This is a genomic window from Sphingomonas bacterium (assembly GCF_028289855.1).
Lineage (GTDB): Bacteria > Pseudomonadota > Alphaproteobacteria > Sphingomonadales > Sphingomonadaceae > Sphingomonas.
Window position 1 is genome coordinate 1 of sequence record NZ_JAQGKZ010000099.1, and the last position, 10,699, is coordinate 10,699.

At 64.7% G+C, this 10,699-nt stretch carries 10 protein-coding genes and 1 pseudogene; 3 read left to right on the forward strand and 8 right to left on the reverse strand.

What is annotated here, in order from left to right:
- From JWM94_RS11340 to dusB, 5 genes are all read right to left on the reverse strand, one after another.
- A partial coding sequence (locus tag JWM94_RS11340) for a response regulator (protein WP_299426680.1) occupies positions 1-666 on the reverse strand: 666 nt, incomplete at its 3' end.
- The gene (locus JWM94_RS11345) at positions 663-2,888 is read right to left on the reverse strand and encodes an ATP-binding protein (RefSeq protein WP_299426683.1); all 2,226 of its coding nucleotides are present in this window, start codon (positions 2,886-2,888) and stop codon (positions 663-665) included. The genes JWM94_RS11345 and JWM94_RS11340, both read right to left, overlap by 4 nt.
- Positions 2,889-2,957: 69 nt before the next feature.
- On the reverse strand, positions 2,958-4,388 hold the full coding sequence (ntrC, locus tag JWM94_RS11350; RefSeq protein ID WP_299426686.1) for a nitrogen regulation protein NR(I): 1,431 nt from the start codon (positions 4,386-4,388) through the stop codon (positions 2,958-2,960).
- Positions 4,385-5,467, reverse strand: a complete 1,083-nt coding sequence (locus JWM94_RS11355; RefSeq protein WP_299426689.1) for an ATP-binding protein — start codon at positions 5,465-5,467, stop codon at positions 4,385-4,387. The genes ntrC and JWM94_RS11355 overlap by 4 nt, the downstream gene beginning before the upstream one ends.
- Positions 5,436-6,434 (reverse strand): tRNA dihydrouridine synthase DusB, encoded by a 999-nt coding sequence (gene dusB / locus JWM94_RS11360; protein WP_299426692.1) that lies wholly within the window; start codon positions 6,432-6,434, stop codon positions 5,436-5,438. The genes JWM94_RS11355 and dusB overlap by 32 nt, the downstream gene beginning before the upstream one ends.
- 77 nt (positions 6,435-6,511) lie before the next feature.
- On the opposite strand from dusB, the gene JWM94_RS11365 reads away from it, so the two are divergent.
- Together JWM94_RS11365 and JWM94_RS11370 are read left to right on the forward strand one after the other, a co-directional pair.
- Entirely contained in the window at positions 6,512-7,627 is a 1,116-nt protein-coding gene (locus JWM94_RS11365) for a bifunctional 2-C-methyl-D-erythritol 4-phosphate cytidylyltransferase/2-C-methyl-D-erythritol 2,4-cyclodiphosphate synthase (protein WP_299426695.1), read from the forward strand.
- 9 nt (positions 7,628-7,636) lie between these two features.
- Positions 7,637-8,161, forward strand: a complete 525-nt coding sequence (locus JWM94_RS11370; RefSeq protein WP_299426698.1) for a CinA family protein — start codon at positions 7,637-7,639, stop codon at positions 8,159-8,161.
- Here the strand turns inward: JWM94_RS11370 and JWM94_RS11375 are convergent.
- Complete coding sequence (locus JWM94_RS11375) at positions 8,104-8,580, reverse strand: type II toxin-antitoxin system RatA family toxin (RefSeq protein ID WP_299426701.1); 477 nt, start codon at positions 8,578-8,580, stop codon at positions 8,104-8,106. The genes JWM94_RS11370 and JWM94_RS11375 overlap by 58 nt on opposite strands.
- A complete protein-coding gene (gene lipA / locus JWM94_RS11380; RefSeq protein ID WP_299426704.1) occupies positions 8,564-9,487 on the reverse strand; it encodes a lipoyl synthase in 924 nt (307 codons plus the stop codon). The genes JWM94_RS11375 and lipA overlap by 17 nt, the downstream gene beginning before the upstream one ends.
- 65 nt (positions 9,488-9,552) lie before the next feature.
- Here lipA and JWM94_RS11385 point away from each other — a divergent pair, with 65 nt between their 5' ends.
- Complete coding sequence (locus tag JWM94_RS11385) at positions 9,553-10,182, forward strand: carbonic anhydrase (protein ID WP_299426707.1); 630 nt, start codon at positions 9,553-9,555, stop codon at positions 10,180-10,182.
- A gap of 126 nt (positions 10,183-10,308) precedes the next feature.
- Here the strand turns inward: JWM94_RS11385 and JWM94_RS11390 are convergent.
- Positions 10,309-10,699: pseudogene (locus tag JWM94_RS11390) on the reverse strand (FAD-dependent oxidoreductase); the annotation flags it as partial.

The following is a 10,699-nucleotide window of genomic DNA, read 5'->3' on the forward strand; positions in this document are numbered from 1 at the left end:
GCGGACCAGGTCGCCGCCCTCCTCGATGCCGAACAACTCCTCTTCGACACGCTCGGGAGTCATGCGGGCGGCGCTGACAATGATGAACGGCCCCTGCGCACGTGTGCTCCAGTTGTGCAGCAAGCGCGCGGCGACTTCCTTGCCTACGCCGGCCGCACCCATCACCAGCACTCGGCTGCCGGTACCCGCCACGCGTTTCAACGTTGCGCGAACGCCGTTTATCGCGCCCGAATTGCCCGTCAGGTCGGTGTCGCGGCCGATCGAGGCGCGCAGCGACTTGACCTCCTGCCGCAACCGTTCGGTTTCTGTTGCCCGCGCCACCATCAGTAACAGCCGGTCGGCGTTGAACGGTTTTTCGATAAAATCGACCGCGCCGCGCCGGATCGCCGCAACTGCAGTGTCGATGTTGCCGTGACCCGAAATGACCAGCACGGGGATCGATGGATCGCGTCGCTTGATCTCGTCGAGCAGATCGAGGCCGTCGAGCCGCGACCCCTGAAGCCAGACGTCCAGCAGCACCAGGCTGGGGCGCCGGGCCGATATTGCATCGAGCGCCGCGTCGCTGTCGGCAGCAGCACGGGTGTCGTACCCTTCGTCCTGGAGCACGCCGGCGACGAGTTCGCGGATGTCCCGTTCGTCATCGACGACGAGGATGTCGAGGCTCATGATTTCGGTCCGGTTCTGGTAAGCATGGCAAGAGCAGCCTCGCCCTGACTTGTGTCCGCGGAATCGCGGCTTTCATCGAGCAACGCATCAAGCGCCGCGGTGTCGAAGACGATCGAAACCACCGTTCCCCCGCCCGGCCGGTCGGCGAAGGCGATCGTCCCGCAATGTTCTTCGATAATCTTCTTGACGATCGCCAGGCCGAGCCCGGTCCCGCGCGCGCGCGTAGTCATGTACGGCTCGACGATCCGGTCGCGCTCGAGCGGCAGGCCGATACCGTCGTCGGCAATTTCCACGAGCGTCTGGCGGTCACCTGGCTTGAGTGTCACGATGACCTCACCGGCCAGACCTTCGCCGCGCGCCTCGATCGCCTCGACCGCGTTCTTGACGATGTTGGTCAACGCCTGCCCGATCTGGCGGCGGTCGCACACGAGCGGCACGGCATCCGGCGCGTCGAGCGAGAAACGGATCGCCGGATGCGCGACCTCGTGCAGGAACAGCGACTGTCGCGCAAGATCGATCAGTGACTCGTCGTGAAAGACCGGTTTGGGCATTCGCGCGAACGATGAGAATTCGTCGACCATCCGGCGCAAGTCGCCGACCTGTCGGACAATCGTGTCGGTCAGTTGGCCGAAGATTGTGTCCCCAGCCTCGATCGTCTTGCCATAGCGGCGCTGAAGCCGCTCGGCCGCCAATTGAATCGGCGTCAGCGGATTTTTGATCTCGTGCGCGATCCGGCGCGCAACGTCGGACCATGCTGCGCGGCGCTGGTCGAGCAATTGCTGGGTAATGTCGTCGAAGGTCAGCACGCTGCCATCATTATCGGCGGTAATTCGCACCGCGAGCGTCCGCTTTTCCCCACCCGCGGTAAGCTCCACGATCGACTCGCGTGCGGCGCTCGCGAGCGCGTCGGCCAGTTCGGGGGCGACCGTTGTCATCGACGCGCCAACCGCCTCGGCGGCATCGATGCGAAGCAATTCCGCCGCCGGCGCATTGATCAGCCGGATCGCACCGTCGCCGGCGACCGAAATGACGCCCGCGCTAACGCCAGACATCACGGCCTCGATCAACGCACGGCGGCGTTCGAGTGCACTGGTCTGAGCTTCCAGGCGGCCGGTCATCGTGTTGAACGCGTTGGCGAGCGTCCCCACTTCGTCGTCAGTGCGCGGATTAGGTACGCGCGCGGTAAGGTCGCCATCGGCAACCCGCCGCGCCGCTCCGACCAATTGGTTGACCGGGCGGACCAACCGGTCGGCCACGACCAACGCAATCCACACCGCGATCGCGATGATCAATAGCGATATCGCCAGCAATGCGGCGTTGAACTGAAGCTGGATCGCGCGGGATCGCGCACGCAGGCTGTTGTAATCGGCGAATGTCCGGTTCGCGAGCGTCAGACGCTGCGCCAATTCAGCTGCACCTCCCTCGCGGGTGGAATATAGCAACATGTCGGTGCCGACGATTGGCGTCAGCGAATACGTGCGCTTGCTGTTGGTGCCGCGCACCGGCAGACCGGCGACGATCTTTTTGATGTCTTCAGGTAGTATCTTGTCTTCGAACGAGTCCGAATTGAGCACACGGTCGCGGAAGACAATTTTACCATCAGCATCGACCGAAAAGATCAGGGAGTTGGACAGGCTGCGACCGAGCACATCCTGCGCGTATGTATTGTGGAAATCGGGACTGCCCACCGTCCATTTGAGCTCGAAGATCATCTTGTGTACGTCGTTGGCCATGGCGACGTTCTCTCTGTCGACATAGCTGATCAGTTCTTCGTACGACGCCTCCGCCAACGTTTTGCTGTTATCGATCACGTCGCGGACGCGGCCGGTCGACCAGAATTCGGCGCCATATTGGAACAGCACCGACGCGGTGACGGCCAGCAGGACGGTCGGCACGCTGGCCAGAATCGAGAAGATCGCAACCAGCCGCACGTGAAGTTGCGCTCGCCCCCCAGCTTCGGACCGAGCGGCACGCCGCTTGGCGATGCGGCGACCGAAAAGGACGATCAGGCTCCCGCAGCAGGCCAGATTTGCGATAAGCAGGCTCGCTACAAGCGGCGGTGTCAGCAACGGTTGGGGCGCTTGCCCGCCGCGAACAATGAAATAGGTGGCGACGGCAACGGCGATGGCCAGCGCGAGCAAGCCAAACTCGATCGCTGGGCTGATCCTTAGGTGCGAGTCCCGGATACGCGGGTCATCGGCAATGGTCGCCTCACCATTCATCGTTGCAGGAATACAACGGCTCCGTGGCAAAGAAAACACATAATGCGGTCAAGCCGCCGCTAATCGGCCTCAGTCCGACGCGCCTGCGACGTCTATCGCGAGTGTATCGAGCCGCTTGCGCAATGTGTTGCGGTTGATCCCCATTGCTCGTGCCGCGCGCAACTGGTTGCCACCGTGCCGCACGAGCATCGCCTCGATCAGCGGGCGCTCGACCTCGGCGATGATCCGTTCATAGAGCGTGCCATCATCGACGCCCCGTGGATCTTCGCGCGCCAGCTGTTCGATCCGCGCGCGCACTGCAGCATCCAGGCTGACGCCAGCGGTCGCGGCGACGCTGAGTGGCGCGCCAAGCATGACACCCAGTTCGACCGCTCCGATTACCTCGTCGCGGCTCAACACGGCCAGCCGACGCATGATATTTTCGAGTTCGCGGACGTTGCCCGGCCAATCGTGCCCTTCCAGCGCCACGATCGCTGCCTCGGCAAGGCGTTTGCGCGGCAAGCCATGCTCGGCGGCGCGGTCGAGGAAATGGCGGGCCAGCAACGCGATGTCCTGGCGCCGCTCGCGCAGCGCCGGCAGCAGCACCGGAACGACGTTGAGGCGATAGAACAGGTCTTCGCGGAACTGGCCAGACTGGACTAGCGCGCTCAAGTCGCGGTTGGTCGCGGCGACGATACGCACATCGGCTTGGATTGTCCGTGCACCGCCGACGGTGGTGAACTCGCCCGATTGCAGCACACGCAACAGCCGCGTTTGGGCCTCGATCGGCATGTCGCCAATTTCATCGAGAAACAGGGTACCGCCGGCCGCCTGCTCGAAGCGCCCCGCACTACGCGCCTGCGCACCGGTGAACGCGCCGCGCTCGTGTCCGAACAATTCGGCCTCGATCAGCTCGCGCGGGATCGCCGCCATGTTGATTGCCAGGAACGGTGCATCTCGACGCGGACCCAGGTCGTGAATTGCGCGCGCGACCAGTTCCTTCCCGGTCCCCGACTCGCCAGATATCAGCACGGTCAGGTCGTTCGAAATCACTCGCGCGATGACGCGATAGACGTCTTGCATCGCTGGCGAACGCCCGATCAGCGGCAGGTCGGTGTCGTCGGCATCGACCGGGTCGGCCTCGCCGGCGCCCCGTCGCGCCAGCGCGCCGTCGATCGCGCGCGTCAGGTCATTCAGGTCGAACGGCTTGGGGAGGTAGTCGTACGCACCCACTTCGGTCGCGCGCACTGCGGTGGTCAGCGTGTTCTGCGCCGACAGCACGATCACCGGTAGCTGCGGATATGCCTCGGCCAGCCCGACGACCATGTCGAGCCCGTTGCCGTCGGGCAGCACGACATCGCTGACCACTACATCGGGCGTGTTCGCGCGAAGTTCACGGTTGAATTCGGCGAGGCTCGCGGTCGTCGTGACTTGGTGTCCGGCGCGGCGCAGCGCGTGCGCCACGACCGTGCGGATCGCGGCATCGTCATCGAGGACGAGGATGTTACCCACTCGGGTCATTCGCCCCGCGCCAGCAAAATGCGGAATATGGTCATCTCGGGAACCCCTTCGCGCGCATATTGCACGACGCCCCCCATATCGCGGACCAGCTTGTCGACCAGCGCCAGCCCAAGTCCCTGTCCCTCTGGCTTTCCCGACACGAACGGGTTGAACAAATGGTCGGTGATGTCGGCGGGTGCGCCGGCCCCGTTGTCGATTACGCACAGCTCAATCGGTAGGCGCCGCCGCGGTTGGCCAGGGCCAGCATCGACCGCCAGACCGTGCCGATAGGCGGTGCTGAGCAGAATGCGCGGCGCCTTGACGTCATCGAGCGCTTCGGCGGCGTTTTTCAACAGATTGATGAGAATCTGGAGCAACGCGTCGCCATCGACCATCACCGGCGGCAATGAGGGATCGAAGCTCTCCTCGATACTGATATCGCGCGCGAAACCGGTCTGCGCGACGCGGCGCGCATGGTCGATCAACGGATAGATATTGGCCGGTGCGGGGCGAAGCGGGCGCTGATCGGTGAAATCCTGCATTCGGTCGATCAACGCGGCGATTCGATCGACTTCGGTGGTGATCAGCGAGGTCAACTCATCCCCTGCTCCCTCGCCGGCAAGCAATTGCGCCGCGCCGCGGATGCCCGAGAGCGGATTTTTAATCTCGTGCGCGAGCATCGCCGCGGCCCCAATCGCCGCGCGTGTGCCGCTTCGCTCAGCCGATTGCCCGACCCTGCGCGATCCACCCGACGGATGCAGAGCGATCACGCGCCAGCCGGGACGGTCGGCGATGGCGGTTTCGTAATAGTCCACCCGGAGCTTCCCGGTGCGTTCGGTGCCGATGTCGAAATCGAACGCCGACATGGCGCGGCCCTGATCATCCCCCGTTCCAGGCGGCGATGTGAGCACGTTCGCCAACGGATGCCCGTGCATCGCACGCTCCGAAAGATTGAGCAGCAGTTCGCACTCGCCATTGGCGTTGGCGACGCATCCTGCGGGATCAATCACCAGGATGGCGATCGGAAGCCCCGCGAACAGCTCCGCGAAACTTGGCGCGTCGCGCGCCTCACGCGGCGGCGCGGTGTCGCCAGGGTGCATAGAATTCGGCCAGCATGGCCTTGACGCGGTCGGGGTTCGGTTCCTGATTGACGACGTTGCGGAACGCCGCCGAACCATCGAGGCCCTTGGTGTACCACCCGATATGCTTGCGCATCATGTTGACGCCGACTTCATTACCGTAATGCGCGAGCATTTCGTCGTAATGCCCTGCGATTACGTCATATTGCTCACCAATTGTCGGATCGTCGATCGTCCGGCCCGACGACAGGTGCGCCATCACCTGGTTGAGCAACCAAGGCCGGCCGTACGATCCGCGGCCGATCATTACGCCGTCGGCGCCCGACTGTCCGAGCGCGCGGTCAGCGTCCTCGGGCGAGCAGATGTCGCCGTTGACGATCACAGGAATAGTCACCGCGTCCTTGACCGACCGGACGAACGCCCAGTCGGCCTCGCCCTTGTACATCTGGTTGCGCGTGCGGCCGTGGACGGTGACCATTTGACAGCCGATATCCTGCGCGATCCGCGCGAGTTCGGGGGCATTGAGGCTGTCGAGATCCCAGCCCATCCGCATCTTGAGCGTGACGGGCACCTTGACCGCCTTCACGCAGGCATGAACGATCGCCGCGGCGAGCTTGAGGTCGCGCATCAGCGCCGACCCGGCATCGCCGTTGGTCACCTTGCGTACCGGGCAGCCCATGTTGATGTCGACGATCGCGGCGCCCTTATCCTCGGCCAGCTTGGCAGCCTCGCCCATTTCGTAGGGCGTGCAGCCCACCAGCTGCATCGACACGGGCTCTTCGATCGCGTCCCACATCGCCTTCTGGATCGACTGGCGTGTCTCGCGGATCGCGGCCTGACTGGCGATCATCTCGGTCACATTGAGCCCCGAGCCGAAGCGCCGCACGAGGCGACGGAACGGCAAATCGCTCACGCCGGTCATCGGCGCGAGGATTACGGGGGTCTCGATCCGGACGGGACCGACTTGGATGGGGGCGAGTTTGCTCATGTGCCTAAAATTTAGGCAGCGCCTACACGAGGCGCTTGCCGCTGGCAAGGTTGGCGCGGGTTCGCTAGGCGCGCGACATGAGTTCGTCCGACACCGTTGCGCTGATCGTCGCCGCCGGCAAAGGCGAGCGCGCGGGCGGTGACGTGCCCAAACAATTCCAGTTGCTCCATAGCCTCCCGCTGGTCGAGCATGCGCGGCGAGCCTTCGCGGCGCATCCGGCGATCGATCGGATCGTGACCGTCATCGCCGACGGACAATCGGTGGAAGGCGAAGCCGTGGTCGGCGGTGCAACGCGGCGGGAGTCGGTGCGTAATGGGCTTCAAGCAATCGGCGCAGCAGCTCGCGTGCTGATCCACGACGCCGCGCGACCTGTAGTGCCTGTGCCAGTAATCGATCGACTACTGGCGGCGCTGGATCGGTCGACGGGCGCGGTTCCTATCCTGCCAATCGCCGACACGCTTGCCGCTAAGGGCGAAGCGTTGGGCGACACGGTCGATCGCTCGACGCTGGTCCGCGTGCAGACGCCGCAGGCATTCGACTTCGCCGCTATCCTTGCCGCACACCGATCATGGCCCGAAGGCGAAGAAACGACTGATGACGCACAGATCATGCGACGTGCGGGGCATGAAGTGACGATGGTTGCCGGCGATCCCATGCTCGAAAAGATCACCTATCCCGGCGACTTGGTGCTCGCCGAAGCACGATTGGGAGCGAGCATGCGCGTACGCGCCGCAACGGGATATGACGTCCACCGCCTCGTAGAGGGGGAAGAATTATGGCTCGGCGGCGTGCTGATTCCGCATGACCGGGGACTATCGGGACATAGCGACGCTGACGTCGCGCTTCATGCCATCACCGACGCGGTGCTCGGCACGATCGCGTCGGGCGATATCGGGACGCATTTTCCGCCGAGCGATCCGCAATGGCGCGGCGCCGAATCGGGGCAGTTTCTCCAGCATGCCGCCTCGCTGGTTGCAGCGCAGGGCGGCATAATCGATTTCGTCGACCTCACGATCATCTGCGAAGCGCCGAAGATCGGCCCGTGGCGTGAGCCGATCCGCGCGCGTATCGCCGCGCTGTTGGGGCTTGCGCGCGGCCAAATTAGCGTCAAGGCGACGACGACCGAGCGGCTCGGCTTCACCGGTCGCGGCGAAGGGATCGCCGCGCAAGCGGTCGTAACGATTAGGGTATAGGGCGTTCACGTGACCATCGACACCGTCCTTCCCGCCGAACTGGTCGATGCCGCACGGCGGGTGGTCAATGCGAACCGCAAGCTCGGGCGCAAGTTTGCGCTGGCCGAAAGCTGCACCGGCGGACTGGTGGCGGCGGCGATCACTGAGATTCCGGGATCGTCGGAAGTACTGCTCGGCGGACTGGTCACCTATTCCAACGAGTCGAAGCACGCGCTGCTCAAGGTGAGCCATGACGTGCTCGACACGTTCGGCGCGGTGTCGATTGCAACCGCGTGGAGCATGGCGCAGGGTGCGCTCGAAGCCACTGACGCCGATCTCGCGGTGGCGATCACCGGTGTGGCTGGGCCGGCCGGGGGCACCGAGAAGAAACCGGTCGGGACGGTGGTGTTCGCTCGCGCGGAGCGCGATGCCGATCCGGGTGACGTTGTCGCCGATCGCAAGGATTTCGGCGATCTTGGCCGCGGCGGGGTGCGGCTTCAGGCGGCTTTGTGCGCACTCGAACTGCTGATGCCACGCGAATCGGACGGCGAATAAAGCGCGGCGGCACGCTCCTCGAACGCACCGATCATCTTGCGCAGCGCCTGGCCGAACACTTGACCGGCAAGCATCTCGAACACCCGGTTCTTGAACGCGAAATCGACCGTAAACTCGACATCGCACCCGCCCGGCGCGGGCCGGAACGCCCAATCATTGGTCAGGTATTTAAGCGGTCCGTCGAGATAATCGACGTGGATGCTCGCTGCCCGCACCTTGCGGACCTTCGAGGTGAACGTTTCGCGCAACCCTTTGAACCCGACGATCAGGTCCGCGACCATTTCGGTCGAGCTGTTCGCGCGGATGCGGACCGCGGACACCCAGGGCAGGAATTCGGCATAGCGGCCGACATCGGCCACCAGGTCGAACATCTGCTCCGGCGTATAGGGGAGCCGCCGCGTCTCAGCGTGCCTGGGCAAGCTTGGCCTCCCGGGCCGCCTTCATCTTCGCGAAGTCGTCGCCCGCGTGATAGCTCGACCGCGTCAGCGGCGAACTCGCGACCAGCAAGAAGCCCTTGGCGCGTGCGATCGCGGCATAGGCGTCGAAGGCCTGCGGGCTGACGAAATCCATCACCTTGGTATGGCGTGGGGTGGGTTGGAGATATTGCCCCATCGTCAGGAAATCGACATCGGCGGAGCGCATGTCGTCCATCACTTGGTGCACTTCGAGCCGCTCCTCGCCCAGCCCGAGCATTACGCCCGACTTGGTGAAGATCGATGGATCGTGGTTCTTCACACTTTCCAGCAGCCGCAGCGAGGCGTAATAGCGCGCGCCGGGGCGGATGGTCGGGTAGAGCCGTGGGACGGTCTCGAGATTGTGGTTGTAGACGTCGGGCCGCGCGGCGACGATCGATTCGACCGCAGCCTGCGCCTTGTTGCGGAAATCGGGGGTCAGTATCTCGATCGTCGTGTTGGGCGTGTTGCGGCGCAGCGCCTCGATCACCTTGACGAACTGGCTCGCGCCGCCATCGGGCAAATCGTCACGATCGACCGACGTCACGACGATATGCTCCAGCCCCAGTTCCGCTGCAGCAACCGCGACATGCTCCGGCTCAAGCGGATCGACCGCGCGCGGCATGCCGGTCTTGACGTTGCAGAACGCGCAGGCCCGGGTGCAGGTGTCGCCTAGGATCATCACCGTGGCGTGCTTCTTGGTCCAGCACTCGCCAATATTCGGGCACGCGGCTTCCTCGCACACGGTGGCGAGGTTGAGGCGGCGCATCAGCGCCTTGGTCTCGGCGAACGCGGTCCCGCCGGGCGCCTTGACGCGGATCCAGTCGGGCTTGCGCTGGCGCGGCTCGCGAGCGACGGGCGAAATCTCGTTCATGACGGCGCAGATAGCGATCCCGCGCCGCCCTTGCCACCCCTTCCGCGCCTTGGCAGAGACCAAGCATGACCGACTTCAACGATTTGATCCACGGCTACCAACGCTTTCGCACCAGCGAGTATCGCCGGCACCGCGATCGCTGGTCCGAATTGAGCGAGGGGCAGAGCCCGCGCGTCATGGTGATCGCGTGCTCCGACAGCCGAGTCGATCCGGCGCAGATCTTCGACACCGTGCCCGGCGAAATCTTCGCAGTGAGGAACATCGCCAACCTCGTCCCGCCGTTCGAGCTGGGTGGGGGGCGGCACGGCGTGTCGGCGGCGCTGGAGTTCGCGGTGACTCAATTGGAGGTCGGTGAGGTCGTCGTGCTGGGCCACGGATCGTGCGGCGGTGTCGCCGCGGCACTTTCGCAGCGCTTCAAGGGCGCTGCGCCGGGTGCCGGCGGGTTTATCGATCATTGGGTCGACATGCTCGATGACGCGCGCGAGCGCGTGGTCAGCGAATACGGCACGGGGCCGGAAGCGATCCGCGCGCTGGAGCTGGAGACGGTGCGAGTCAGCTTGCGCAACCTGCGCACCTTCCCGTGCATTCCCGAACGCGAGGCGGCGGGAACGCTCAAGCTCCACGGCGCGTATTTCGCGATTGCAGATGGCGTGCTCCACGTGATGGACGATTCGGGCGAGTTCGCGCCGGCTTGAGCGGCGAAAGGTCACACTAGGGTCACACTATCGCAGTCGTCTTAGCAGGCCGGGATCGGCGGCGTCCGGTCACGTATGTGGGCATCCACTGACGGTGTCAGACGAAATCCAACATGTCCAGTAGATTTAGAGCCCCTCGCCCCCCACCCATTGCGCGTTCGACAGTCGTCGCGCGAGGTTCCACGTCTGCTGGCGGATGTCGGGCACGGCAACGATTTCCCAGAACGCGCCCCGCGTCATCGGGCCGAGCGCGTAAAGCCACTCGTTCGGTTCCCCGTCGGCCGCGATCGTTCGCGCGCAGCCGTCGACATCGAGGCCCAGCCGCGCCGGATCGGCGCGCACAACGCCGCGTTCTTGCTGCGTCGCGAGCAGCGGCTCGGTCGTGCGCGTCAGGTCGCCCTGCGGCCCGGTGCAGTTGATGATCCGTTGCGCGACCAGGATTTCGGGCGAGTCGCTGCCGCGCCGTCGCCACGTGACGGTGAGTCCCTCGGGCGTTTCGTCCGCGGCGATGGTCTTT

Coding starts and splice junctions, on each gene's coding strand:
- JWM94_RS11345 (WP_299426683.1), bottom strand. CDS start 2,888: ATGAATGGTGAGGCGACCATTGCCGATGACCCGCGTATCCGGGACTCG.
- ntrC (WP_299426686.1), bottom strand. CDS start 4,388: ATGACCCGAGTGGGTAACATCCTCGTCCTCGATGACGATGCCGCGATC.
- JWM94_RS11355 (WP_299426689.1), bottom strand. CDS start 5,467: ATGCACCCTGGCGACACCGCGCCGCCGCGTGAGGCGCGCGACGCGCCA.
- dusB (WP_299426692.1), bottom strand. CDS start 6,434: ATGAGCAAACTCGCCCCCATCCAAGTCGGTCCCGTCCGGATCGAGACC.
- JWM94_RS11365 (WP_299426695.1), top strand. CDS start 6,512: ATGAGTTCGTCCGACACCGTTGCGCTGATCGTCGCCGCCGGCAAAGGC.
- lipA (WP_299426704.1), bottom strand. CDS start 9,487: ATGAACGAGATTTCGCCCGTCGCTCGCGAGCCGCGCCAGCGCAAGCCC.
- JWM94_RS11385 (WP_299426707.1), top strand. CDS start 9,553: ATGACCGACTTCAACGATTTGATCCACGGCTACCAACGCTTTCGCACC.